The organism is Streptomyces sp. NPDC087906 (assembly GCF_055584925.1).
Genome location: NZ_JBVJLC010000002.1, coordinates 551,184 through 575,123, shown reverse-complemented (window position 1 = coordinate 575,123; position 23,940 = coordinate 551,184). Strand labels below are relative to the sequence as shown.

Sequence of the window (23,940 nt, the reverse complement as noted above, 5' to 3'; positions counted from 1 at the left end):
CTCTGGGACGCTACACCGCACCCGCGGCCAAGTAAAACGATCGGTATGCTTGAGGGTGTGGAGACGACAGCGCAGGCGCCGGAACGAGAGCCGCGCGGCGGCCGGGGGGCGCGCGAGCGGATTCTGACGACGGCGGAGAGGCTCTTCTACGACCAGGGCGTCAACGCCACGGGGATGGCGCAGCTCACCTCGGCCGCGCATGTCTCGCGGCGCACGTTCTACCAGCACTTCCCCGGCAAGGAAGCCCTCGTGGCCGCCTATCTGGCGCGGGTCGGCGCACCGGGCACCGCCGGCCGTGAGCAGGTCCTCGACCGTACGGACCTGGCTGCCCGCGACCGGCTGCTCGCGCTCTTCCGCGACCCGCCGGCGGGCACGGCGCTGCGCGGCTGCGCCTTCCACAACGCGGCGGTCGAGTTCGCCGACACCGGATCCGCCGTCCGGACCCTGGTCGGCGCGCACAAACGGGAGTTCGCCCGGCGTCTGACGGAGACCGCCGCCGAAGCGGGCGCCGCGGACCCGCAGCAGCTCGGCGGCCGGCTCGCCGTCCTCTTCGAGGGCGCCACGTCGCTCGCCCTCTCGCTGAACGACCCGCGGCCCTTCGCCGACGCGCGCGAGCTGGCGACCCTGCTGGTCGACGCGGCCACGGCGGGCGGTAAGGGGTGCGGGACCGGTGCCGCGGTGATTGGTGATCATGACAGCCGGGCACTCGAAAGGAGTGACCGGCTGTAGCGGAGGCCCTCGGCCGCCGCCGCCCCACCCGGGGCGGACGCCGGGTCACTGACGGAAGGGAGTGGTCCGCATGCGTGCGCACAGACGCGCCCCAGGGCGTGCCGCACGTGCGACGTATCTTCTGCCGAGATCGGACACCTCGGCCCGGTGGGCGCGGCATCTGACCGCCGCCTACCTCGACCACGGCTGCGGCGAGCCGATATCCGCCGATCAGATGGACGACGCCAAGCTCGTCGTCTCCGAACTCGTCACCAACGCCACCCGCTACGGCAGGGGAAACTGCCAGCTCCGGCTGAGCGTGGGGCACGGCCAGGTCACCGTAGAGGTGCATGACAACAACCCGGCCCGGCCGGTGCTGCGCGTGGCGGAACCCGCCCGGTCCGTGGACTCGGACAACGCGTCGGCCGAGAGCGGCCGCGGCATCGCACTCGTCTGCGCGCTCTCCCACCAGTTCGTGGTGCTGCGCGGCCCCGGTACGGGCAAGACCGTGCAGGCGGTCCTGTCGGACTGCTGAGCCGGCCCGCTCGGTCAGCCCGCGCTCCTCGCGCTCCTCAGTGGAGCGCCCCTCCGGCGACCCGCAGATCGGTCGACGTGCGCGCCGCCGTGCTCAGCACGGCGGCGAGTCCCCTGGCGATGTCGCCGACCGCCATGGACGGCTCCGCCCTCTCCGTCACCTGGTGCGGTGCGAACGGCACATGCACGAACCCGCCGCGCAGCGCCGGGCGTTCGGTGGCGATGAGATGCGCGAGCCCGTAGAAGACGTGGTTGCAGACGAAGGTCCCGGCCGTCTGCGAGACGGCCGCCGGCAGCCCCGCCGCCCGTACCGCCTCGACGCAGGCCTTCACCGGCAGGGACGCGAAATACGCCACGGGGCCGCCGGGGACGACCGGTTCGTCGACGGGCCGGTTGCCCGCGTTGTCGGGGATCCTCGCGTCGTCGACATTGACGGCGACCCGCTCCACCGCCAGCCCGGTCCTGCCGCCCGCCTGGCCCACGCACAGCACGAGCGCGGGATCCGTACGAGCGACAGCCGCCCGCAGCTCGTCCAGCGCCGTGCCGTAGACGCAACTCAGCCTGACCGCCGTGATGTCGAGCCCGGCGGGCGGCGCCGCAGCGACGAGCGAGACCGCGTCCCAGGAGGGATTGGCGTCCTCGCCGCCGAACGGTTCGAAGCCGGTGAGAAGTACGTTCATGAAAGGTGTCGCATCGAAGCCGTCCGCCAGAGGGTCGTTCGACGCTCCGGCCAGGGCCGGAGCCGTCCGCCGTCAATTGTCCTCGACGGCGTCGGCGACCGTGCCGAGGAGGCGGGCATGCGCGTGATGGCTGCCCGGCGTCTCCGGGTTCCACGGCAGGATCCTGGCCCGCCCGGCGATGGCCCGCCAGTGCTCGTTGTCCGCGAACTGCTCGCTCGGCGCCGCGTTGGCCCGTACGTCGGCGAGCACGATGTCCGGTGCGAGCGCCGCGGCCTCGGACCACTGCGCCGTGTACCAGTTGGCGCCAGGACCCTCCGGCGGTTCCACGAGACCGACCCCCAGCTCGCTGAGGAAGCGCAGGTCCGGCCAGGTCTGCGGGCGGGCCAGATAGGACGTCCCCGCCCCGGCCGCCGACAGCGCGAGCACCCGGGGGCCGCCACCGGCAGCCGTCAGCGACCGCAGCCGCTCCTCGGCGGCCGCCAGCTCGGCGACGGCCGGCTCCCGAGGGGCACCGAGGGCCGACGCCAACTCGCTGAACCGGTCCCGGATCGCGGCGAGCGTGCGGTCCTTGCCCACGTCGAGGACGACGACGGGGACCTGCTCCTCCAGATGCTTGGCTGCTTCCGGATCGATGCCGTAGATCTGCCCGCCGCCGTAGCTGACGGCCACCACAAGGCCGGGTCCGGCCGCGACCAGACCGTCCAGGTCGATGCCGCTGCCCGCGCCGAAGTTCCGTACCTCGGACAGCGGCAGCTCACCCGCCTTCGCCGCGTCGGGGGTGTCGCCGTCGTGGTGCGAACCGAAGATGCCCAAGGGGCGCAGACCGTGGTCCCAGAGCGTGGCACCCGCCTGTATGTAGGCGACCACCCGCTCCGGTCGGGCGGCTGCCGTGGTCAGATGACCGCGGTCGTCGGTGAACTCCCAGGTGTGCTGCGGCTGCATGCCTCGCCTCGTTCCGCTCGGGTCCCCGCTGGGTGGGTCGGGTGTGGACTGCGCGGCGTTTGTAGACGCCACTGACTCCATGCCCAGCGGAACGCGGCCGGACTCCAACGGCCGCCGCGGCGTGGCTCGATGCCGCTACCACATGGCGGTGGGGCACAAGGCCGCTGCCCTGTGCCCCACGTGACGCCGGGAAACCCGTACGGTCAGACGCCTACGCCGAAGTCGGCCGCGATACCGGACAGTCCACTGGCATATCCCTGGCCGACCGCGCGGAACTTCCACTCCGCACCGTTGCGGTACAGCTCGCCGAAGACCATCGCGGTCTCCGTCGCGGCGTCCTCGCTCAGGTCGTAGCGGGCCAGTTCGGCGCCGCCGTCCTGGTTGACGACGCGGATGAACGCGTTGCGGACCTGGCCGAAACTCTGCCCGCGGCTTTCCGCGTCATGGATCGAGACGGGGAAGACGATCTTGCTGACCTCGGCGGGCACGGCCGCGAGATTCACCTTGACCACCTCGTCGTCGCCCTCGCCCTCGCCGGTGAGGTTGTCACCGGTGTGCTCGACGGACCCGTCGGGGCTCTTGAGGTTGTTGTAGAAGACGAAGTTCTGGTCGGTGCCGACCTTGCCGGCCTCGTTCACCAGCAGGGCGCTGGCGTCCAGGTCGTAGTCGGTGCCGGTCGTCGTCCGTACGTCCCAGCCGAGCCCGACCAGTACCGCCGTCAGACCGGGTGCCTCCTTGGTGAGCGAGACATTGCCGCCTTTGGACAGGGAAACTCCCACGCTGCTCCTCCTGATGTGCGCTCTGATGCGCGCTGGTGACCGTCACCAAAATCTACAACACTGTAGAAGTCAGCGGCCGGTGAGCGGCCGGCGAGCGTGGCGGAAGGGGACGGCGTTGGGGGAGTACGGCAGTACGCACGGCGGCCCCCGCAGGCGCGGCAGGGGCGAACTGGAGTCGCTGGTGCTCGCCGCGCTGCGGCAGGCGCCAGGACCCGCGACGGCCGACTGGGTGCGGCACCGGCTCGGCGACGACCTCGCGTACACGACGGTGATGACCATCCTGACCAGGCTCTACGCCAAGCACGCCGTCACCAGGCAGCGCTCGGGCCGCGCCTTCGAATGGCGCGCGGCCCTGGACGAGGCCGGGCTCGCCGCGCTGCGGATGCGCAAGGTGCTGGAGAGCGCGGGGGACCGCACGGCGGTCCTCACCAGCTTCGTCACCGGACTTGGGCCGGCCGACGAGAACGTCCTGCGGGATTTGCTGTCCCGCAGGACCGACCGGCGCGGGGACGGCGCGTAGGGGCTTGCGACGGCCCTGCGTCCCTGCGTAATGGCGCTCGCGGGACGGGCCTGCCTGACGGGCTCGCGTGACCGGCTCGCGTCACCGCTTCGTGACGGTCACAGGACCGGGATCGGACCGGCCGGGCGGGGTCGTCTGCGCCGCCGCGTGGGCCGCCGCCGCGATGTTGCGCGCCATACCGCCGAACACCGACGAGTGGAACGGCCAGACGCTCCACCAGTACGCGTGCCCCAGCAGCCCCTGCGGATGGAACAGCGCCCGCTGCCGGTACACCGCCCGGCCGTCACCCTCCGGGTCGGCCCGCAGCTCCAGCCAGGCCAGACCGGGCAGCCGCATCTCGGCCCGCAGCCGCAGCAGCTTGCCCTGCTCGATCTCCTCGACCCGCCAGAAGTCCAGCGCGTCACCGACCCGCAGCCGCCGCGCGTCCCGCCGGCCGCGCCGCAGCCCGACCCCCCCGACGAGCCGGTCGAGCCAGCCCCGTACCGCCCACGCCTGCCGGAACGAGTACCAGCCGTTCTCCCCGCCGATTCCCTCGATGACCCGCCACAGTGCCTCCGGCGGCGCGTCCACCACCCGCTGCCGCCGGTCCGTGTACAGACTGCCGCCCGCCCAGTCGGGATCCGTCGGCAGCGGATCGCTCGGCGCGCCCGCCACCGACGCGGACGACCAGCGGGTCGACACGTCGGCGTCCTGGATGCGCCGCAGCGCCAGCCCGACCGCCCGGTCGAAACCGGAAAGACCCTGCGGCGGATCGGGTACGTACCGGGCGATGTCCCGCTCGTGGCAGACGACCTCATGGCGCAGCGACTCGACCAGCGGCCGGGCGATCGACCGGGGCACCGGGGTGACCAGCCCGACCCAATGGCTGGACAGCCGGGGCGTCAGCAGCGGCACCGGCAGGATCAGCCGCCGGGGCAGCCCGGCGACGGCGGCGTAGCGCCGCATCATGTCGAGGTACGTCAGCACGTCGGGACCGCCGATGTCGAAGGCGCGGTTGACCTCGGCGGGGAGGGCGGCGCAGCCGACGAGATAGCGCAGCACATCGCGGACGGCGATCGGCTGAATGGTGGTGTGCACCCAGCTCGGGGTCACCATCACCGGCAGCCGCTCGGTCAGATAGCGCAGCATCTCGAACGACGCCGAACCCGACCCGATGATGACGGCGGCCCGCAGGACCGCTGTCGGCACGCCGGAGTCCAGCAGGATCCGGCCCACCTCGGTACGCGAGCGAAGATGCGGCGACAGCTCGGCCTCCGGCACCCCCGCGGGGGTGAGCGCCCCGAGGAAGACGATGCGCCGCACCCCCTGCGCGCGCGCCTGCTCGGCGAAGACCTGCGCGGCGTGCCGGTCGGTCGCGGCGAAGTCCCGACCGCCGCCGAGCGCGTGCACCAGGTAGTACGCCACGTCGATACCCCGCAGCGCCTCCCCGACCGACTCGGCGTCGGTGACGTCACCACGTACCACCTCGGCCCGGCCGACCCAGGGGTGGTCCCGCAAGGTGTCCGGCCGCCGCGCAAGACAGCGCACCTGGTGACCGGCATCGAGCAACTCAGGCACCAACCGCCCGCCGATGTACCCGGTGGCCCCGGTCACCAGGCACCGCAACGCCCGGCCGTCGTTCGCATCTGTCGTCTCGCGATCCATGGGTCGAGCCTGTCCCGGCGACGCCTGATCAGCAAGGCGGGGGCGAGATCACGCCACGGGCCGCGGTCCCACGGGCCTGCGCGCTTACGCGCCTGCGGCCCGGTGGCTCGGCAGCCAGGCAGCCAGGCGGACCGGCTGCCCGGCGGACCGACGGCGCGTGGCCCGGCCGCTTCCTCGTGGCCGGGCCGTACGCTCGCGGGCGCCCCACGCCGCCGACTCGTTCCGACGCCGGGCGGCGGCGCGTCGCGGGGGCTTCTTACGTCTTGCGGTACGAGTACGCCTCGGCTGCCGCCGCCTCCACCGCGTCCAGGTCGCCGCCCGCCGACGCCGTCACCACGGCGGCCACCGCGCCCTCCACGAACGGGGCGTCGATCAGCCGTGCGTTGTCGGGGAGTTCGTCGCCGTCGATCAGGAGCGTCTTGACCGTCAGTACGGCGCTGCCCAGGTCGACCAGCAGGGCCACGCCCGAGCCTCTGTCCACCTCGGCGGCGGCCGCCGCGATCAGTTCCGAGCTGGTGCCGAGCCCGCCGTCCGGTGTGCCGCCCGCCGCTGCCAGCGGGGCCTCGGGGCCGCTGCCCGCGAGGCCGCGTGCCAGGTCGGCGACGGCGGCGGCGACCGGGCCGCTGTGCGACACGAGCACGATGCCGACGGGCTTCTCCACGCTCATCGGCTTTCCTCGGCGGCCGTGCCGAGCGCCGCGATCAGCAGCGCGGCCGACGTCGCGCCGGGGTCCTGGTGCCCGATGCTGCGCTCGCCGAGATAGCTCGCCCTGCCCTTGTGGGCTTGCAAAGGCACGGTCGCCTCGGCGCCGGCCTCCGCCGCCGCGGTCGCCGCGGCGAACGACGTACCGAGCGCGGCGACCGCCGGCTCCAGCGCGTCCAGCATCGTCTTGTCCCCGGCCTTGGCACCGCCGAGCTGGGCCACGGCAGCGACGCCGGCGCCGAGCGCCTCGGCCAGCGTGGCGTGGCTGACCTCGGGCTCGTCGCCGAGCGCCTTGCCCGTACGCCGCAGCAGCGTCCCGTACAGCGGTCCCGACGCACCGCCCACGGTGGAGATGAGCTGCCGGCCCGCCAGGGTCAGTACGGCGGCGGGCGTGGCCGGCGACTCCTTCTCCAGTACGGCGGTCACGGCCCGGAAACCGCGCTGCAGATTGCTGCCGTGGTCGGCGTCGCCGATCGCCGAGTCCAGCTCGGTCAGCCGGTCGGCCTCCCGCTCCACCGCAGCCGCGGTGGCGAGCAGCCAGCGGCGGAAGAAAGCGGTGTCGAGCGTCGGGTCGGGTTCCTGGTCAGGCACGTGATCTCCTCGAAACCGTGAGTCGTTCTGTCCTGTGTCGGACTGTCCGGTGTCGGACCGTCTTGTGCGGACTGTCCTGTCTCGGACGGCGCTTCAGCGACCCCAGCGGAGCGCGGGGGTCTGCACCGGCGCGTCCCACAGTCGCAGCAGGTCCTCGTCGACCTGGCACAGGGTCACCGAACAGCCCGCCATGTCGAGCGAGGTCACATAGTTCCCGACGAGCGTACGAGCCACCGACACGCCCCGCTCGCCCAGCACCCGCTGCACCTCGGCGTTGAATCCGTACAGCTCCAGCAGCGGGGTGCCGCCCATGCCGTTGACCAGCGCGAGCACCGGGCCCGTCGGCTTCAGGTCCTCCAGGACCGCGTTCACGGCGAAGTCCGCGATCTCACGGGACGTCATCATGGCGCGCCGCTCGCGGCCCGGCTCGCCGTGGATGCCGATGCCCAGTTCCAGCTCGCCCTGCGGCAGGTCGAACGTCGGGCTGCCCTTCGCCGGCGTGCTGACGGCGGTCAGCGCGACGCCGAAGCTGCGCGAGGACTCGTTGACCTGCCGGGCGATCGCCTCGACCCGCTCCAGCGGCGCGCCCTCCTCGGCCGCCGCTCCCGCGAGCTTCTCGACGAAGAGCGTGGCGCCCGTACCGCGCCGGCCGGCCGTGTACAGGCTGTCGGTGACCGCCACGTCATCGTTGACCAGGACCTTCGCGACCCGGACGCCCTCGTCCTCGGCAAGCTCGGCCGCCATGTCGAAGTTGAGGACGTCACCCGTGTAGTTCTTCACGATGAACAGCACACCCGCGCCGCTGTCCACGGCCGCCGCCGCCCGCACCATCTGGTCGGGTACGGGACTGGTGAACACCTCACCGGGACATGCGGCGGACAGCATCCCGGGCCCGACGAACCCGCCGTGCAGCGGCTCGTGCCCCGAGCCGCCGCCCGAGACGAGGCCGACCTTGCCCGCGACGGGCGCGTCGCGGCGTACCACCACGCGGTTCGCCACGTCCACGGCGAGGTCCGGATGCGCCGCCGCCATCCCGCGCAGCGCGTCGTCGACCACGGTTTCCGGCACGTTGATGAGCATCTTCACAGGGTCCTCCTGGGTGCGGTACCGGCCAGGCCCCGGGACAGGCTCATGGCGGTTGACGTCGGTCTTCTCGCAGCAGTCAGTCAGCATTCAGTATCGAAGAGACACGCGTGATCGGGAAGTGACGCGCCGTGCGCCCGCGATTCTGCTCATCCGGTCCTGATCGGTCAGGGCCGGTCTCAACCGTCCCCGCCGGTCGCAGCCCGGTCGCAGCCCGGACCCAGCCGGGTCGCAGCCCGGCCTCAGCCGGTCTTGGCCGCGAAGGGACCCTCGGCTCCGAACGCGAGCCGCGCGAAGTTCTCGCCGATGCGCCGCTGCCCCGCCGGGTCCGGGTGGAGCTGGTCGGGCAGGGGAAGCTCGGCGTAGTCGGCGGCGCCGTACAGCTCGGTGCCGTCGAGGTGGTGCAGATGAGGGTCGTCCGCCGACCGCTGCGCCACGATGCGGGCCAGCTCCTCGCGGATGACGCCCAGCGTCAGCTTCCCCGCGGCGCGCTCCGCCGGATCGCCGGCCGCCCGGAACCGCAGCGTGCCCTCGGAGATGTCGCTGAAGTCCGGGGCGCTGGGGCCCGGGGTGTCCTCGTGGATCGGGCAGTGGACGGGGGAGACGACCAGCAGCGGTGTGCTGGTGTGCCCTTCGCGGATGGTGTCGAGGAAGCCGTGCACGGCCGGGGTGAAGGCCCGCAGCCGCATCAGGTCGGCGTTGACCAGATTGATGCCGATCTTGACGCTGATCAGGTCGGCCGGGGTGTCCCGCATCGTGCGGGCGGTGAACGGGTCGAGCAGGGCGCTGCCGCCGAACCCGAGATTGATCAGCTCCACCGCACCGAGGGACGCGGCCAGCGCGGGCCAGGTCGTCGTCGGGCTCGCGGAGTTGGAGCCGTGGCTGATCGAACTCCCGTGATGCAGCCACACCTTGCGGCCCCGGTCCGGTACGGGTTCGACGGGCGCGTCGGTACGCAGCGCGACGAGCACGGTGGTCTCGTTGTACGGCAGCCAGATCTCGATGTCCTTGTCCCCGGCGGGCAGTTCGCCGAACCGGAGCGTGCCGGTCGGGCCGGGTTCCAGCTTCGTCGTGCCGGTGGTCATGTCGATGTGCAGGACGTTGCCGCCGCTCACACCGGCCTGGCCGGTCAGCCGGCCGTCGACGAGCAGGTCGTACACCCCGTCGGGACGCAGCGGCGCGCCCTCGTAGGACGGCTTGGTGCGCAGGGTTTCGAGTTCGACGGCGGTGGCCCGGGTACGGAACGCCAGCCGTACGCCCGAGGGCTGGGACTCCGCCATGGCGAGCTGTCCGTCGGAGTACTGGGCGCGCGCCCAGCCGGGCAGCCGGTGCGGCAGCACGCCCTGCGGGGTCCGCTCAAGGTCGAGGGCGCCGCGCACGACGTCCTCGGTGATGGGCGTGCTGATCCAGTCGGGCCGGGTGGTGTCGGTGTTGTCGGTGGTGTCCATGGGGCTCCGCCTGCTGTTCGGGATGTACGGATCTACGGGATCTGCGGGATGTGCGGGATGTGCGGGATGCGAGGTCCTGCGGTCAGGACTGCGGCCAGTTGCGCAGCATCGCGTCGAGGGAGTCGACGATCCAGGTCCAGCTCTCCTGGCTGTCGGGCAGGCTGTGACTGAAACCACCGCTCATCTCCAGGCTCACGTAGCCGTGGAAGACGCTGCCCAGCATCCGGACCGCGTGCGTCTGGTCCGGCTCCGTCAGGGCGTAGCCGCGCAGGATCGCGCGGGTCATCTGGGAGTGCCGGACGCCGGCGCTCGCCGCCGCCGTCTCCGGGTCGAGCTTGAGCCGCGCCGCCTCGTAGCGGCCGGGGTGCTCCCTGGCGTAGTCGCGGTACGCGTCGGCGAAGGCGGCCAGGGCGTCCTTGCCCGCGCGCCCGGCGAGGGCGGCGGAGACGCGGTCGGCCAGCTCCTCCAAGGCGTACAGGGCGATCCGGATCCTGAGGTCGTCGGAGCTCTTCAGATGCGAGTACAGACTCGCGACCTTGACGTCGAACCGCCGGGCGAGCGCCGAGACGGTCACCTGGTCGAAACCCACCTCGTCGGCGAGTTCCGCCGCTCCCTCGGTCAGGCGTTCCGGGGTCAGTCCTGCTCGAACCATAACCATCCCTCCTTCTACCGAAACCCATTATGCATTTGCCTAAAAGCTTTAGGCAAATTAGCCTGCGTGTCATGAGGCCGCTGACTGAGCGAGAGATCCGTACCGCGTTCGTGAACTGTTCCAAGGGCGAGGCCAACCGCCTGTCCGTCCCCCATGACCTGGCCGAACGGCCCTGGGACGACCTGGACTTCTTCGGCTGGCGGGACCTCCAGGTCCCCGGCCGCGCCTGCCTGGCCACGGAGCTGGACGGCCGGCCGGTGGCGCTCGTGCTGCGCGTCCCCAGCCCGGCCTTCCAGCAGGGGCGGCGCAGCATGTGCTCGATCTGTCTGACGACGCACAGCGGAGGGGTCTCGCTGATGGTCGCCCCGAAGGCCGGGAAGCCGGGGCGGGAGGGCAATTCGGTGGGCGCCTACATGTGCAGTGACCTGGCCTGTCCGCTCTATCTGCGGGGCAAGAAGGACGCGGGCGTGGGCGCGCGGCTGCACGAGACGCTCACGATGGAGGAGAAGATCGAGCGGACCGTGGGGAACCTGGCGGCGTTCATCGGCAAGGTCACCGCGTGACGTAGTGACGTAGCGGCACATGGCACCCACGGGCCCTGGGCCTCAGGTGATTGCTCTCAGGCGACGGCGTCGCCCACCGCGCCGCCGGTGGCCGTGCGGATCGCGCCCACGATGCGCGCCGCGAGGACCGACAGGTCCTTGTACTGCGAGAGATCGGTACCGGCCAGCAGAGCGGCGCCGATGTCCTCGTCCGTCACCCGCATCGCCGCCGCGGCCGTCGCTGCGTGCAGCCGTACCTCGATGTCGTCGGCCGGGCGGCTCAGCCGGCTCGCGAGGATGCCGGTCAGCTCGTGTTCCACCTGGTCGCAGGCCATCAGCCAGGCCGAACGGATCGACGGCTCCGTGTCGCCGAGGGCGATCATCTTGGTGGCGAGCATTTCGTCGGCCTGTTCGGCCGGGTCCACGTCGCTCGCGCGCTTCCCCAGCTCCGCGACGATGTGGTCTTCGAGAGAGCTGTGCCGGGGCCAGTCGCGCATCACGTTCATGAACCACTCGACGCCCTGCGTCACGATCGGCTCGGCGCAGCTCTCCTTGTTGCGGAAATGCCGCCAGATGGTGCGGACCGAAAGCCCCACAGCGGCCGCGATCTGCTCACCGCTGGTGGCGGCCACCCCCTGTTTCCAGAACAGGCGCGACGCCTCCCGGGAGATCTCCAGCCGCAGCCGCAGCCTGCGCTGCTCACTCATCCCGCCCGCCGCGCGCTTCTCCGCCGTGTGCGTGTCCGCTGCCATGTCGACCTCCGCTCGTGTCCGGTGTCCGATACCAGTGTCATCGTGTCACTAAGTGACGTCCGTGGCCAGCTCCGGGAGATGGCGGAGCGCGTCCAGTACGACGCGTACCGCCGCGCGGGGCGGCGAGCCGCGGCGGACGGCGGCCGTGATCGTACGGGTCACGGGGGTCGGGAGTTCCCTGGTGGCGACGCGATAGCGGCGGTCGACGGCCAGGCCGGGCAGCAGCGCGATCGACAGCCCGGCCTCGACGTGCTGCAGCGTCATCATGTAGTTGCTGAACCTGCACACCACCCGAGGTTCGAAGCCCGCCTGCCGACACAGCCGCTGGGCGAGATTGGCCATGTACGACTGCGGCATGTCGAACGCCCACGGCTCGTCCGCGTACGCCGCCAGGTCGACCGAGCCGCGCCCCGCCGCGGGGTGCTCCGGCGGCACCACGAGCAGGACCGGGTCGGTGGCCAGCGGTACGAGATCGAGATCGGGCCCGAGCGGCAGCTCGTCGAAGTCGGTGGTCGTGATGATGACGTCCGCGTCGCCGTTGCGCAGCGCCGGCATGCTCTCGTGCGGCTCCAGTTGCAGCAACTCGATGTCGAGATGCGGGTGTTCGCGTGCCAGCCGGGTGACAGCCGGCACCGCCATGGTGTGGATCGCGCTCTGGAACGCCCCCAGCCGCACCAGCCCGGCGGGCTCTTCGCCGAACCCGCGCAGCTCCGCCTCGACGGCGTCCATGTGGTCGAGGACCGCCCGCGCCCGCCGGGCGAGGATAAGACCGGCGGGTGTCAGCCGCACCCGGCGTCCCGTGCGCTCCAGGAGCTGGGTACGGGTCTCGGACTCCAGCACGGCGAGCTGCTGGGAGACGCTGGACGGGCTCAGGCTGGCGGCCTGGGCGACGGCCCGGACGGTGCCCAGTGTGTCGAGCTGGCTCAGCAGGCGCAGCCTCCAGGGATTCATCATCTCCCCAGTGTCGTGCGGTCGCGTGGTGTTGTGCGGTTCCGCCGAACAGGAAAGCCGGAATCGTGAGATGGACGTGTTGCTCGAACGCCCCCTACCGTCGACACCATGGCTGCTACGACCACTGGTCCGACCACCGTACCGCCGTCCGCCACCGACGCTTTCTGGGCCGACGCGCAGAGGCATCTCGTCCGCTACGGCACCGAGTTCACCCACGAAGTCATCGAGCGCGCCGCCGGGAGTTTCCTCTACGCCGCCGACGGCCGGAAGATCCTCGACTTCACCTCCGGCCAGATGAGCGCGATCCTCGGCCACTCGCACCCGGAGATCGTGGCGACCGTCCAGCGCCAGGTCGCCACCCTCGACCATCTCTTCAGCGGCATGCTCAGCCGGCCGGTGGTCGACCTGGCCAGGCGGCTGGCCTGCACCTTGCCCGAGCCGCTGGAGAAGGTGCTGCTGCTGACCACCGGCGGCGAGTCGAACGAGGCCGCCATCCGGATGGCGAAGCTCGTCACCGGCAAGCACGAGATCGTCTCGTTCGCGCGGTCCTGGCACGGGATGACGCAGGCCGCAGCCTCCGCGACGTACAGCGCGGGCCGCAAGGGCTACGGCCCGGCGGCGCCCGGCAACTTCGCGATCCCGGTGCCGAACGCGTACCGGCCCGACTTCACGGCGGCGGACGGCTCGCTGGACTGGCGGCGCCAGCTCGACTTCGCCTTCGACCTGATCGACGCGCAGTCGACGGGCAGCCTGGCCGCGTGCCTGGTCGAACCGATCCTCAGCTCGGGCGGCATCATCGAGCCGCCGCTCGGCTACTTCGCCGCGCTGCACGAGAAGTGCCGGGAGCGCGGCATGCTGCTGATCCTGGACGAGGCCCAGACCGGCCTGTGCCGCACGGGGACCTGGTACGCGTTCGAGCGCGACGGCATCGTGCCCGACATCCTCACCCTGTCGAAGACGCTGGGCGCCGGGCTGCCGCTGGCGGCCGTGGTCACCAGCGCCGAGATCGAGCAGGAGGCGTACGAACGCGGGTACTTGTTCCTGACCACGCATGTCGCGGACCCGCTGGTGGCGGCGGTCGGCAACACCGTCCTGGATGTCCTGACCGCCGAAAACCTCGACGCCCGCGCCCGCACGCTCGGCGCCTTCCTGCACGCCGGCCTGACCGACATCGCCACCCGCCACGAGGTCGTCGGCGACATCCGGGGCCGGGGTCTGCTGGCGGGCCTCGAACTCGTCGTGGACCGCGAGACGAAGCGCAGCTCGAACGAACTGGGCGCGAAGGTCACCCGCCGCTGCCTCGAACTGGGCCTGCACACGAACATCGTCCAGATCGCGGGCATGGGCGGAGTCCTCCGCATGGCCCCGCCCCTGACAGCGACGGAGGACGAACTGTCCCTGGGCCTGACCATCCTGGACGAGGCGATAGCCGACAGCGCCTGAGCCGCGGCCCACACGTGCCGGCGATCGCCGGTCCCATTTTGTGCTGCCCGGTGGGTGGTTACGTGGCGGAGAGGGCGAAGCTCTGGGCCGGGCCGTTGCTGCATGTCCACTGTTGGAGGCGGGCGCCGTCGGCGGTGGAGACGTCGGTGATGTCCAGGCACTGCGCGGTGTTGTTGCGAGGGGTGAAGCTGTAGCTGCCGTCGCTGTGCTGGACGGGTTTGAACTGCTCGTTCGTGCCGCCGCCGTAGGTCCAGAGCTGGACCTTGACGCCGTTTCCTGTGGCGCCGGCGCCGCCGGTGATGTCCCAGGCCGCGGTGGCGGCGTTGCGGCTGACGACCTTGTAGTAGCCGCTGTCGGTGGGCTGGAACTGCCACTGCTGGTTGGTGCTTCCCGCGACGCAGGTCCACTGCTGCACCGCGGTCCCGTTGGCGGTGCCGCCGTTCGCCGCGTCGACACACTTGTGGCTGTTGGTGTTGGCGATCGAGTACCACTTGCTCGTATCGATCACACTGCCGCCGCCGTCACCCGTCCCGCCGCCTCCGCCGGTCGTGCCGGGCTTCCAGGTGAAGGTCGCCACCGCCTTGGCCGGCACGGAGTAGCTGAAGTTCTGGCCGTTGTGGTTGACACCGAAGGTACGGGCGTTGGCGGTGTCGCCGTTGAGGACGATCAGGGCGATCGAACCGTCCGGGTTGCGGAAGGCGACGTCCTGGAGGTTCCCCGAACCGAAGGTGTTGGAGTCGACGCGTACGGCGCCGGGCTTGACGAACTTGCTGGCCTGGCCGAGGACGTAGTACTCGGCGTTGTACGCGGCCGTGCCGGCGGAGTTGTTGACCGTGACGGCCCCGGTGCAGGTGGTGCAGTTCATGCTCGGGCCGCCGCTCGGGTCCAGCGCCATGTTCCATGTCACCACGGACTTGGCCCAGTTGCGGGTCGCGCCGATGATGAGGTTCTCCGTCTGCCAGTCGAGCGAGTCGGCGAACGTGTTGGCGTCGTTGGCGGATTTGCTGCCGGAGCACTCCGTGAAGTACGCGTCCTTGTTCGGGAACGAGTTGTGCACGACGGACTGCGCGCTCGGGCTGCCGCCGTAGCAGTGCCAGGCCACCCCCGCGGTGTACGGTCCGGCGGCGGAGTCGCCGAGGACGGTCGAGGGGAAGCCGGTGTCGTCCCAGTTGTGGTCGTAGCCGATGATCTTGGTGCTGAGACCGGCGGACGCGATGGCGGGGCCGAGATACCCGCCGATCAGCCGGGCCTCGTCCGCGGCCGAGTAGGTGGACCCCGGATAGTTGGACGGCGAGAACTCCGGTTCGTTCTGCGGGGTGAGCAGCGAGACGGGGACGCCCGCCGTCTTGTACGCCTGGAGGAACTTGACCAAGTAGTTCGCGTACACCTGGTAGTTGGCGGAGTTCAGCGAGCCGCCGACCACCGAACCGCTGCTCTTCATCCAGCCCGGCGGGCTCCAGGGCGTGGCCATGACGGTGGTGCTCGGGTTGAGCTGGAGCGCCTGCTTGAGCAGCGGCAGGATGTAGTCGTTGTCATGGGCGGTCGAGAAGTGCGTCAGGCCCGGATCGCTCTGCCCCGCCGGCATGTCGTCGTAGGTGTACTGGGACCGGGCGAAGTCCGAGGCGCCGATCGGCTGGCGCAGGAAGCTCAGCCCGATGCCCGAAGCGGGGTCGAAGAGCTTGGACATGATCGCGTTCCGCTGGGGCGAGTTGGCGATCAGCCACGCGGACGAGTCGGTGAGCGAGGCGCCGAAGCCGGTCATCGACTGGTACGTCTTCGACGAGTCGACGCTGATGACCTGGCCGGCCGAACTCGCGCCGTCGGCGAAGGTCGCGCCTGGCTGCGGAGCCAGCAGCTTGCTCTGGTCCGCCGTCGTCTCCCAGATCGATACGGCGGGTCCTGCGGCGGCCTGCGCCGTGCCCGAACTGACGGCGGTGGCCGCCGAGAAGACCAGTGCCGAGGCCAGCACGGTGGAAAGGATTCTGGTACGGGACAACTCTGTCCCTCCTTCTTCGAAGGTGGTGGAGCAGCACGCGGCGGGGCGCGGCGAGGCGCGACGGGACGCGGAAAAAGGGAACGGCCGGGCGGGCCCTCGGTGACGGTGCTGCGATGTCACTGGCGCGATCTGACAACGGCCTTGTGTTCAAAGGGTGTTGTCATGGGTGGACGGAATGCCACGGTGCCTTCGGCTTCCTGATTGAAGGGGAGGATGCCGCAGCGGTCAAGGGGGCGGGGACCGAAAAAAGTACGACCTGGGGCAGGGTGGGCCGTACGGCCCGTTCATTTCCTCAACGCGGCGCCGATACGCGGGACTTCGGTCCGGGACGTCGCTGGACCGCGCCGCCGAGGTCAGCGGAGTGCGCCGCCGAGGTCAGCCGCGTGGCGCGGGACCGGTCGACTCCCGCAGGACGAGATGCGTGGCGAGTTCGACATGCAGGGTGTCCACGGTGTGCCGGTCGAGCAGCCGCATCAGCAGCGACACGGCCATCCGGCCCATCTCCTCCAGTGGCTGACCCACCGTCGTCAGCCGGGGGACCGTACTGCGGCTCAGATCCGTGTCGTCGAAGCCGGTGATCGACAGGTCCGCCGGGACCCGGAGCCCCCGCTCGTACGCGGCCCGCAGCGCGCCGACCGCCGCCTTGTCGTTGAACGCGACCAGGGCGGTGGGGCGTTCGGGCAGGTCGAGCAGGTCGCCCGCCGCTTCGTACCCCCGGTCGGCCGTCGGTTCGATGGCGCGCAGCAGGGTGGGCGACGGCAGCAGCCCGGCCTCGGCGAGCGCCGCGGCGTGTCCGGCGAGCCGCGACTGGGTCGCCAGCCACTCGGTGGGTCCGCCGATGACCCCGATACGCCGGTGCCCGAGCTGCACCAGATGCGCGGTGACGGAGCGGGCCGCGGTCAGATTGGCCGCCGACACCGAAGCGATGTCCCGGGACAGCGGGCTGCTCGGGTCGACCACCACGAACGGCAGCCCCCGGGCGCGCAGCGCCTCCAGCTCCGTCGTGGGCTCGGGCGGCAGGATCAGCACGGCGCCCGCGATCCCGGACTCCTGAGCGAGCCCGGCCAGCACCCCCGGCCGGCGGGCGGCGTCGCCCGCGCTGAGCACCACGCGCCTGCCGTGCAGGTCGAGCGTCTCGGCGATCGAGGAGACGATCACGCCGAAGTAGTCGGTCAGCACGTACGGGCAGCGCACATAGATCGCGCCGCCCGAAGCGCCGCGCCGCGCGGGGGCCGGAGCGCCCAGCCGCTCGACCGCCCTGCGGACCAACTCCTGCGTGTCGGAGGCCACATGCTCGTGCCCGTTCATGACGCGCGAAACCGTGGCGATCGACACGCCCGCTTCTGCGGCGATCGCCCGCACTGTGACCCGGGAACTCCTCAGCTCAGCCACTTGTTACAGCTCTCCGTTTCATACCGGCAGGGTAGCGGAGCGGTACTTATCGGCTGTAGAGGGCTTGACAGTCCATGACGGGTACGGCTTTTCTGTGCACACGTCAAACAGTTTCCAGGATGTTTCAGTTTGTTACATGACGGGTTTCGGTAACTCGTCCCCGAAGCGGAGTCGGCCCGTGTTCACCGGCTCCGCCGCGCCACGGTTCCGCCTTCGCCCGCACCCGCCTCCCCCCCCGGTCACCGCCAGCCCCGATCGTGTCCGTCACCAAGGAGAACCACTGATGAGACCCTCCCTGACTGCGGCGGCCGTCGCGGCGGCCGCACTCTGTCTTGCGTGTCTGCCGGCCGTCCAGACGGCGGCGGTCACGCCGGCCGGCCGTACCGCACCGGCCGGCCACCACCAGCCGGGCTCCCCGAAGGCGCAGGCACAGGTGTGGCTGACGACGGCGGACGGGGCCCAGGAACTGCGCAAGCAGGCGCCCGTCGCCTTCCGCGCCGGCGCGTCCGACCGGACGACCATCACCGTCGACCCGAACCAGAGCTTCCAGCGCATGGACGGCTTCGGCGGTGCGCTGACCGACTCGTCGGCGGCCGTCCTCGCCCGACTGCCGCGCACGGCGCGGGACTCCGCGATGCGGCAGCTCTTCGACCCGGACCGGGGCATCGGCGTCAGCTTCCTGCGCCAGCCCGTCGGATCCTCCGACTTCACGGCCGAGGCCGAGCACTACACGTACGACGACGTCCCGGCGGGGCAGACCGACTTCGCCCTGCGGCACTTCAGCATCGCCCACGACCAGCGGCAGATCCTGCCGCTGCTGCGCCAGGCCAAGCAGCTCAATCCCCGGCTGACGGTCATGGCCACGCCGTGGAGCCCGCCGGCCTGGATGAAGGACAGCGACTCCCTGGTCGGCGGTCATCTCAAGGACGATCCCGCGGTGTACGACGCGTACGCCCGCTACCTGGTGAAGTACGTCAAGGCGTACGCGGCGGCCGGTGTGCCCATCGACTATCTGACCGTCCAGAACGAGCCGCAGAACCGCAAACCCAACGCGTACCCCGGCACCGACCTGCCCGTCGAGCAGCAGGCCAAGGTCATCGAGGCGCTCGGACCGCTGCTGCACCGGGCCAGTCCGCGTACCAAGATCCTTGCCTACGACCACAACTGGTCCACGCACCCCGACGACATCGCCACCGCCGAGCAGCTCGGCGAGGACCCGCAGACGGACTACCCGTACCAGGTGCTCGAAGGCCCGGCGGCGAAATGGATCGCGGGCACCGCCTACCACTGCTACTCGGGTGACCCCAGCGCGCAGAGCGCCCTGCACGCCGCGCATCCGGACAAGGGCATCTGGTTCACGGAGTGTTCCGGCTCGCACGGCGCGACCGACACCCCCGCGCAGATCTTCCGGGGGACCCTGACCTGGCACGCCCGGACCATCACCGTCGGCACGACGCGCAACTGGGCCAAGTCCGTCGCCGACTGGAACGTCGCACTCGACGCCGACGGCGGCCCGCACAACGGCGGTTGCGACACCTGCACCGGGCTGCTGGCCGTCCAGGACGACGGGACCGTGACCACCAACGCCGAGTTCTACACCATCGGCCATCTGTCGAAGTTCGTACGCCCGGGGGCCGTTCGCATCGCCAGCACCAACTACGGCACCCCCGGCTGGAACGGCCAGCTCACCGATGTCGCCTTCCGCAACCCGGACGGCTCCACGGCGCTCGTCGTGCACAACGAGAACGACGACCCGCGCACGTTCGCCGTCGCCGTGGGTGACCGGACGTTCGAGTACACCCTCCCCGGCGGCGCGCTGGCGACCTTCACCTGGCCCAAGTCGGCAGTCCTGACGAGCACGTTGCACGAGGTGCCGCTGACCGGCGCCCGCACCACCGCCCTGCCCGCGGGCGAGGGCGCTGCGGCCCTCGCGACCGACGCGGACGGCTCGACCCGCTGGTCCAGCGGCCAGGCCCAGGAACCGGGCCAGTACGTGCAGATCGACCTGGGCAAGCGGCGCGACTTCCGCCGCGTCGCCATCGACAGCGGCGACAACCTGGGCGACTACGCCCGCGGTTGGCAGGTCTCGGTAAGCAACGACGGAACGACCTGGCACACGGCGGCCACCGGCACCGGAACAGGCCAACTCACCACAGCCGACCTCCACCGGACCACCACGGCCCGCTACGTCAGGGTGACCTCGACGGACACAGCGCCCAACTGGTGGAGCATCGCGGACATCCGCCTCTACCGCTGACCCCGGCCCTCCCTCCCGCCCCACCCGGGGGCGGGCAGGGGCCCCATATCACTTGGCCGGAAGTCAGTTCACATCATCTGCTGATCCCACCAATCCGCAGAGCGTGCTGATACGAACATATGACTGAGAGATCTCGGGACAGGGCGCGCGGCACGGACCTCGTCGGCGCTCGGTCGTTGTCATGCGCGCCAGTGGGGAGTGGTCAGGAAGATGGGCACAGCGGTCGAAGAACGCCCGAAGAGAGCAGAGGAAACCGGGGAAGCCAAGACCGCCGGGGAAGCGGAAGCGGCCCCGGCCGTCGGGCCGGGCGCCGGGACCGGGGAGGTTGCGGCCGGGGTGGCGGCACTTTCGCCTTATTCCGGTGGGCCCGTTTTCGTGGACGCCAGTGGTCGGCGGCGGCGGCTGTTCCGTAAGGCGGGGTGGCTGGTGGCCGGGTCGTGCGCCTGTTACGCCGTCGCGCTGGGCGGCGCCATCGTCGGTGGGACCTCGGCCGCGCCGTGGCTGCCGATACCGGGCATGGTCCAGGCGGCGGAGGGGGCGGTCAAGCAGCACACGCTCGCCGACCGCGCACCCAAGGAATCGGCCCCGAAACCGCAGGCGGAGGCCGATACGCCCGCGTCGGGCAGTGTCGGAGGACCGAGTACTCCGGGGTGGACCGCGCAGGAGCCGACCGTGGCTGCCGACGGCGGCAAGCAGGACTCCGCCCCGGCCCGCAAGTCGTCGGCCAAGGCCCCCGCGAAGAGCGCATCCGGCGGTGGCAAGGCCCCCGCCGTCACGACGGGCAACCAGAACCCGGCGCCGGACAAGGGCAGTTCGGGCAGCGGCACGGGTTCCGGCACGGACTCGGGCGCGGGCTCCGGCTCGGGCAGTACGACGGCGCCGCAGGAGCCGGCCGGCGGCAGCGGCGACAGTCCGGTGACGAACGAGCCGGCGCCGCCCGCGGAGCAGCCGGGCGCCGACGCACCCGCTCCCGCACCGGCCAGTAACCCCATCGGCGATCTGCTCGGCGGCGTCCTCGGGCTCCCCGGCAAGCTGCTGGGCGGCTAGGCCGTGTCCGCGAAGTCTCGTCCGGCTCGCGATGCCTGGCACGCACGCTCGCGGCGTTGCCGACCTGCCCGAGTAGCTCCGCTACAAGGGCAGTCCGGCGCCTTGCGATCGCACGCACCAGCCACCGCGAGCCCCGCCCAAAGGGTGGACGACGATACGTCGCGGGCACTCCCCAGCACCAGGACCTGCCGAGAGCAGTGCCCTGCGGGCGGTCGGTGCCGGTGGCGCCGACCGCCCGTACGTACAGGTGGTACTGCTGTTCCTACCTTTCGTCTGGCGGTCACCGCGCTACCAGGGGGATGATCGAACATGTGACTGCTCCGGGTGGGAGCCGCCGACCGCGGTGCCGCCGGGGCGCGACGACGGGAGACGTATGACTGACGACCCGAACGCACGCATCATCGACGAGTTCCGCGCCAATCACGGACAGGTCGGCGGAAACTTCGCCGGGGCTCCGCTGCTCCTGCTGCACACGGTCGGTGCCCGCTCCGGCGCACCCCGTATCAATCCGATGATGTACCTGCCCGGTGAGGGCCGCTACTTCGTCTTCGCCTCCAAGGCGGGCTCCGACCACAACCCGGACTGGTACCACAACCTGGTCGCCCATCCCGACGTGCGCGTCGAGATCAAGGACGAGACCCTCGACGTCCGCGCCGTCGAGCTGCGCGGCGAGGAGCGTGACAGCGTCTACGCCGAGCAGGCCGGCCGCTACCCCGGGTTCGCCGACTACCAGCGCAAGACCGAGCGGATCATCCCGGTCATCGCGCTCGTCCCCACCGGCGGTGCCGGCGACGGCGCCCCGCCCGCCGCCGCCGAGCGCGCGGCAGGGGAGCCCTCGTGAGCATCGCCTATCTCGCCCAGCCCGAGCAGCAGCAGAAGCTGGAATGGCTCGACGGGGGCATGTTCTCCGTACTCCTCGACAGCGCGGCCACCGACGGACAGCTCACCGTAGGGCGCTTCGCCGTCAGCAAGGGCGAGGCCCCGCCGTACCACATGCACACCAATGAGGACGAAGTCTTCATGCTGATCAAGGGCGAGGCCCTGCTCTGGTCCGACGACCAGGAGATGGAGCTGTCCGAGGGCGGCATCGTCTTCCTCCCCCGCAACGTCCCGCACGGCTACCGGATCACCTCCGACACGGCCGACCTGCTGATGATCTGCACCCCCGGCGGCATCGAGGGCATGTTCCGGCACGCCGGACGTGACATGGCGACACCGCGCCCCGAGGGCTTCGAGATCTCCAAGGACCGCATGGCCGAAGCGGCCGACATGTACGGCCAGATCGTCATGGGCCCGCCCCGCTGACCTGGCCCCGCGCCGCTGTCCCGCGCGCGCACTCCGGCCTGCTTCCCCAGCCAGGAAAGGCTCCACAGCAAGGAAAGGCTCCACCTTGTCCGAGCAACAGCGCCAAGCCCTCGACAAACTGCTGCGGGACGGCCCGCTCGACCTGGGCGGCGACGTCACCGAACAGCGCGCCGTCTTCCACGAGATGATGACGTCCGTACCGCTGCCCGACGACATCTCCACCACCGCCGGCGAGCTGGGCGGCGTACCGGTGAACACCGTCGAGACCCCGGACAACGACCCCTCGACGGTCCTCCTGTACTTCCACGGCGGCGGCTACGCCATCGGCTCCGCGGCCGACGCCGTGGGGCTGGCCGCCGACGTCGCCCGGCGCACCGGCACCCGCGCTGTCTGCGTCGACTACCGGCTTGCCCCCGAGAGCCCGTTCCCCGCTGCGGTCGACGACGCGCTGGCCGCCTACCGCGCCCTGCTGGACGACGGTGTGCCCAGCTCCACCATTGCCTTCGCCGGCGAGTCGGCAGGCGGCGGCCTCGCCGTGGCCACGCTGGTCGCGGCCAGGGAGGCCGGCCTGCCGCAACCCGCGTCGGCCGTGGTCTTCTCCCCGTGGGCCGACCTCACGGTGTCCGGCGCCGGCGTCGACAGAAAGGCCGCCGTCGATCCCGCGCTGACCCCGGACGGCATGCGCACCCGCGCCCACGACTACCTGGGCGCGGCGGACCCCGCCACCCCGCTGGCCAGCCCCGTCTTCGCCGATCTGACCGGCCTCGCACCCCTGCTCGTCCAGGTCGGGTCGCACGAGATCCTGCTGGACGACGCGGTACGTCTCGCCGCACGCGCCGCCGAGCACGACGTCCATGTCGAGCTTCAGGTCTGGCCCCAAGTGCCGCATGTGTTCCAGGCGTTCGCCGCTCTGCTGGACGACGCCGACGCCGCGCTGCGGTCGGCAGCCGCCTTCACCCGCGCCCACTGGCCCGAGACCGACCCCGGGTAAAGAACACGCCCCGCGCCGACAAAACCGGTCGCACACCGGTGACTTGCGGCGATCATGGTGCCCATGGTGCGGACGAACAACTTCGGCATCGCCCTGCGGGGCTGGCGCGAGCGGCTGTCCCCGCTGGAGGGCGGGCTGCCGGCCGAAGGCGGCGAGGACCGGCGCATCCCCGGCCTGCGCCGCGAGGAACTGGCGCTGCTGGCGGGCCTGTCGGTGGACTACGTGGTCCGGCTGGAACAGGGCCGTGCCCGCAACCCCTCGGCCCAGGTCGTCGCCGCCCTGGCCAGGGCGCTGCGGCTCGACACGGCCGAGCGCGACCATCTGTTCCGCTGCGCGCATCTGGCACCGCCGGCGGGCGGCACCGTATCCATCCGGGTGCCCGCCCGAGTCCACCGGCTCGTACGGCAGTTGGGCGACACGCCCGTCGCCGTCTTCGCCGCCGACTGGACGATCATCTGCTGGAACGACATGTGGTCGGCCGCGGTCGGCGACCCCCGTACGTACGACTGGCAGGAGCGCAATCTCGTCACGGGGATGTTCCGCGCGGACGGCCGGCCGGGGCCCGACTCCATCGCGGCGTGGCCCGTCCGGTCGCGACACGGCGAGGAGGCGGAGGAAGCGGCCCTCGTTGCCGATCTGCGGGTGACGGCGGCCGCCTACCCCGCCGACCTGCGCCTCGCCTCGCTGGTCGAGCACCTGCTGAGCAGGAGCCCGCGCTTCGCCCGGCTCTGGTTCAACGGCACGGCCCGCACGCTCGTCGGCGACCTCAAGACCGTCTCGCATCCGTCGGTGGGGGAGATCGACCTCGACCTCGACGTCCTGATGGTCGCGGGCGCCGACCTCAGCATCGTCACGTACACGGCCGCCGCCGAGACGGCCGACGAGGCCAAGATGGCCGCGCTGCGCGCCTCTTGTCACCTCCCGGCACCGAGCCGGGTTTCCATGTGACGGTGCCTGCGCGGATTCCCCGGGAGCCGCGGA

At 71.4% G+C, this 23,940-nt stretch carries 24 protein-coding genes; 11 read left to right on the top strand and 13 right to left on the bottom strand.

What is annotated here, in order from left to right:
• The first annotated feature begins 57 nt into the window (after nucleotides 1–57).
• A complete protein-coding gene (locus ACZ63I_RS07890) occupies nucleotides 58–729 on the top strand; it encodes a TetR/AcrR family transcriptional regulator (RefSeq protein WP_469336441.1) in 672 nt (223 codons plus the stop codon).
• A 70-nt stretch (nucleotides 730–799) separates the two neighbouring features.
• Nucleotides 800–1,243, top strand: a complete 444-nt coding sequence (locus ACZ63I_RS07885) for an ATP-binding protein (protein ID WP_469336439.1) — start codon at nucleotides 800–802, stop codon at nucleotides 1,241–1,243.
• 37 nt (nucleotides 1,244–1,280) lie between these two features.
• Here the strand turns inward: ACZ63I_RS07885 and pcp are convergent, their stop codons facing one another.
• From pcp to ACZ63I_RS07870, 3 genes are all read right to left on the bottom strand, one after another.
• A complete protein-coding gene (gene pcp, locus ACZ63I_RS07880) occupies nucleotides 1,281–1,922 on the bottom strand; it encodes a pyroglutamyl-peptidase I (protein WP_469336438.1) in 642 nt (213 codons plus the stop codon).
• A 72-nt stretch (nucleotides 1,923–1,994) separates the two neighbouring features.
• On the bottom strand, nucleotides 1,995–2,864 hold the full coding sequence (locus ACZ63I_RS07875; protein WP_469336436.1) for an ABC transporter substrate-binding protein: 870 nt from the start codon (nucleotides 2,862–2,864) through the stop codon (nucleotides 1,995–1,997).
• Nucleotides 2,865–3,067: 203 nt separating this feature from the next.
• A complete protein-coding gene (locus ACZ63I_RS07870; RefSeq protein WP_041998302.1) occupies nucleotides 3,068–3,643 on the bottom strand; it encodes a TerD family protein in 576 nt (191 codons plus the stop codon).
• Nucleotides 3,644–3,758: 115 nt separating this feature from the next.
• Here ACZ63I_RS07870 and ACZ63I_RS07865 point away from each other — a divergent pair, with 115 nt between their 5' ends.
• The gene (locus ACZ63I_RS07865; protein ID WP_469336435.1) at nucleotides 3,759–4,163 is read left to right on the top strand and encodes a BlaI/MecI/CopY family transcriptional regulator; all 405 of its coding nucleotides are present in this window, start codon (nucleotides 3,759–3,761) and stop codon (nucleotides 4,161–4,163) included.
• Nucleotides 4,164–4,244: 81 nt separating this feature from the next.
• Here ACZ63I_RS07865 and ACZ63I_RS07860 read toward each other — a convergent pair whose 3' ends face one another.
• The 6 genes from ACZ63I_RS07860 to ACZ63I_RS07835 form a co-directional block, all read right to left on the bottom strand.
• Nucleotides 4,245–5,807 carry an SDR family oxidoreductase gene (locus ACZ63I_RS07860; RefSeq protein WP_469336433.1) on the bottom strand — a complete coding sequence of 521 codons (1,563 nt, stop codon included), beginning with the start codon at nucleotides 5,805–5,807 and terminating at the stop codon, nucleotides 4,245–4,247.
• A gap of 256 nt (nucleotides 5,808–6,063) precedes the next feature.
• Nucleotides 6,064–6,474, bottom strand: coding sequence for a PTS-dependent dihydroxyacetone kinase phosphotransferase subunit DhaM (locus ACZ63I_RS07855; RefSeq protein WP_469336431.1), 411 nt, complete (start codon nucleotides 6,472–6,474; stop codon nucleotides 6,064–6,066).
• Nucleotides 6,471–7,100, bottom strand: coding sequence for a dihydroxyacetone kinase subunit DhaL (gene dhaL / locus ACZ63I_RS07850; RefSeq protein ID WP_469336429.1), 630 nt, complete (start codon nucleotides 7,098–7,100; stop codon nucleotides 6,471–6,473). Before dhaL ends, ACZ63I_RS07855 begins: the two co-directional genes overlap by 4 nt.
• 93 nt (nucleotides 7,101–7,193) lie before the next feature.
• A complete protein-coding gene (dhaK, locus tag ACZ63I_RS07845; RefSeq protein WP_469336427.1) occupies nucleotides 7,194–8,186 on the bottom strand; it encodes a dihydroxyacetone kinase subunit DhaK in 993 nt (330 codons plus the stop codon).
• Between the two features lie 239 nt (nucleotides 8,187–8,425).
• Entirely contained in the window at nucleotides 8,426–9,631 is a 1,206-nt protein-coding gene (locus tag ACZ63I_RS07840; RefSeq protein ID WP_469336425.1) for an SGNH/GDSL hydrolase family protein, read from the bottom strand.
• An 82-nt stretch (nucleotides 9,632–9,713) separates the two neighbouring features.
• Nucleotides 9,714–10,283, bottom strand: coding sequence for a TetR/AcrR family transcriptional regulator (locus ACZ63I_RS07835; RefSeq protein WP_469336423.1), 570 nt, complete (start codon nucleotides 10,281–10,283; stop codon nucleotides 9,714–9,716).
• A gap of 71 nt (nucleotides 10,284–10,354) precedes the next feature.
• Here ACZ63I_RS07835 and ACZ63I_RS07830 point away from each other — a divergent pair, with 71 nt between their 5' ends.
• Nucleotides 10,355–10,846: an FBP domain-containing protein gene (locus ACZ63I_RS07830; RefSeq protein ID WP_469336421.1), complete on the top strand. Its 492-nt coding sequence runs from the start codon at nucleotides 10,355–10,357 to the stop codon at nucleotides 10,844–10,846.
• Between the two features lie 56 nt (nucleotides 10,847–10,902).
• On the opposite strand, the gene ACZ63I_RS07825 is transcribed toward ACZ63I_RS07830, so the two are convergent.
• Entirely contained in the window at nucleotides 10,903–11,577 is a 675-nt protein-coding gene (locus tag ACZ63I_RS07825) for a TetR/AcrR family transcriptional regulator (protein ID WP_469336419.1), read from the bottom strand.
• A gap of 48 nt (nucleotides 11,578–11,625) precedes the next feature.
• Nucleotides 11,626–12,531 (bottom strand): LysR family transcriptional regulator, encoded by a 906-nt coding sequence (locus tag ACZ63I_RS07820; RefSeq protein ID WP_469336417.1) that lies wholly within the window; start codon nucleotides 12,529–12,531, stop codon nucleotides 11,626–11,628.
• 105 nt (nucleotides 12,532–12,636) lie between these two features.
• Here ACZ63I_RS07820 and ACZ63I_RS07815 point away from each other — a divergent pair, with 105 nt between their 5' ends.
• Complete coding sequence (locus ACZ63I_RS07815) at nucleotides 12,637–13,971, top strand: aspartate aminotransferase family protein (RefSeq protein WP_469336415.1); 1,335 nt, start codon at nucleotides 12,637–12,639, stop codon at nucleotides 13,969–13,971.
• 58 nt (nucleotides 13,972–14,029) lie between these two features.
• Here ACZ63I_RS07815 and ACZ63I_RS07810 read toward each other — a convergent pair whose 3' ends face one another.
• Nucleotides 14,030–15,967 (bottom strand): RICIN domain-containing protein, encoded by a 1,938-nt coding sequence (locus tag ACZ63I_RS07810; protein ID WP_469336413.1) that lies wholly within the window; start codon nucleotides 15,965–15,967, stop codon nucleotides 14,030–14,032.
• Nucleotides 15,968–16,342: 375 nt separating this feature from the next.
• Entirely contained in the window at nucleotides 16,343–17,329 is a 987-nt protein-coding gene (locus ACZ63I_RS07805; RefSeq protein ID WP_469337040.1) for a LacI family DNA-binding transcriptional regulator, read from the bottom strand.
• A 313-nt stretch (nucleotides 17,330–17,642) separates the two neighbouring features.
• Between ACZ63I_RS07805 and ACZ63I_RS07800 the strand changes: the two genes are divergently transcribed.
• The 6 genes from ACZ63I_RS07800 (at nucleotide 17,643) to ACZ63I_RS07775 (ending at nucleotide 23,907) form a co-directional block, all read left to right on the top strand.
• Nucleotides 17,643–19,616: a discoidin domain-containing protein gene (locus ACZ63I_RS07800; protein WP_469336412.1), complete on the top strand. Its 1,974-nt coding sequence runs from the start codon at nucleotides 17,643–17,645 to the stop codon at nucleotides 19,614–19,616.
• 375 nt (nucleotides 19,617–19,991) lie between these two features.
• Nucleotides 19,992–20,663: a hypothetical protein gene (locus ACZ63I_RS07795; protein ID WP_469336410.1), complete on the top strand. Its 672-nt coding sequence runs from the start codon at nucleotides 19,992–19,994 to the stop codon at nucleotides 20,661–20,663.
• Nucleotides 20,664–21,036: 373 nt separating this feature from the next.
• Nucleotides 21,037–21,504 (top strand): nitroreductase family deazaflavin-dependent oxidoreductase, encoded by a 468-nt coding sequence (locus tag ACZ63I_RS07790; protein ID WP_469336408.1) that lies wholly within the window; start codon nucleotides 21,037–21,039, stop codon nucleotides 21,502–21,504.
• Entirely contained in the window at nucleotides 21,501–21,968 is a 468-nt protein-coding gene (locus ACZ63I_RS07785) for a cupin domain-containing protein (protein WP_469336406.1), read from the top strand. Before ACZ63I_RS07790 ends, ACZ63I_RS07785 begins: the two co-directional genes overlap by 4 nt.
• A gap of 85 nt (nucleotides 21,969–22,053) precedes the next feature.
• Nucleotides 22,054–22,959, top strand: a complete 906-nt coding sequence (locus ACZ63I_RS07780; protein ID WP_469336405.1) for an alpha/beta hydrolase — start codon at nucleotides 22,054–22,056, stop codon at nucleotides 22,957–22,959.
• Between the two features lie 63 nt (nucleotides 22,960–23,022).
• On the top strand, nucleotides 23,023–23,907 hold the full coding sequence (locus tag ACZ63I_RS07775) for a helix-turn-helix domain-containing protein (RefSeq protein WP_469336403.1): 885 nt from the start codon (nucleotides 23,023–23,025) through the stop codon (nucleotides 23,905–23,907).
• The last annotated feature ends 33 nt before the right edge of the window (nucleotides 23,908–23,940 follow it).

Coding starts and splice junctions, on each gene's coding strand:
- ACZ63I_RS07885 (WP_469336439.1), top strand. CDS start 800: ATGCGTGCGCACAGACGCGCCCCAGGGCGTGCCGCACGTGCGACGTAT.
- pcp (WP_469336438.1), bottom strand. CDS start 1,922: ATGAACGTACTTCTCACCGGCTTCGAACCGTTCGGCGGCGAGGACGCC.
- ACZ63I_RS07875 (WP_469336436.1), bottom strand. CDS start 2,864: ATGCAGCCGCAGCACACCTGGGAGTTCACCGACGACCGCGGTCATCTG.
- ACZ63I_RS07860 (WP_469336433.1), bottom strand. CDS start 5,807: ATGGATCGCGAGACGACAGATGCGAACGACGGCCGGGCGTTGCGGTGC.
- ACZ63I_RS07855 (WP_469336431.1), bottom strand. CDS start 6,474: ATGAGCGTGGAGAAGCCCGTCGGCATCGTGCTCGTGTCGCACAGCGGC.
- ACZ63I_RS07840 (WP_469336425.1), bottom strand. CDS start 9,631: ATGGACACCACCGACAACACCGACACCACCCGGCCCGACTGGATCAGC.
- ACZ63I_RS07835 (WP_469336423.1), bottom strand. CDS start 10,283: ATGGTTCGAGCAGGACTGACCCCGGAACGCCTGACCGAGGGAGCGGCG.
- ACZ63I_RS07830 (WP_469336421.1), top strand. CDS start 10,355: ATGAGGCCGCTGACTGAGCGAGAGATCCGTACCGCGTTCGTGAACTGT.
- ACZ63I_RS07825 (WP_469336419.1), bottom strand. CDS start 11,577: ATGGCAGCGGACACGCACACGGCGGAGAAGCGCGCGGCGGGCGGGATG.
- ACZ63I_RS07820 (WP_469336417.1), bottom strand. CDS start 12,531: ATGATGAATCCCTGGAGGCTGCGCCTGCTGAGCCAGCTCGACACACTG.
- ACZ63I_RS07815 (WP_469336415.1), top strand. CDS start 12,637: ATGGCTGCTACGACCACTGGTCCGACCACCGTACCGCCGTCCGCCACC.
- ACZ63I_RS07800 (WP_469336412.1), top strand. CDS start 17,643: ATGAGACCCTCCCTGACTGCGGCGGCCGTCGCGGCGGCCGCACTCTGT.
- ACZ63I_RS07790 (WP_469336408.1), top strand. CDS start 21,037: ATGACTGACGACCCGAACGCACGCATCATCGACGAGTTCCGCGCCAAT.
- ACZ63I_RS07775 (WP_469336403.1), top strand. CDS start 23,023: ATGGTGCGGACGAACAACTTCGGCATCGCCCTGCGGGGCTGGCGCGAG.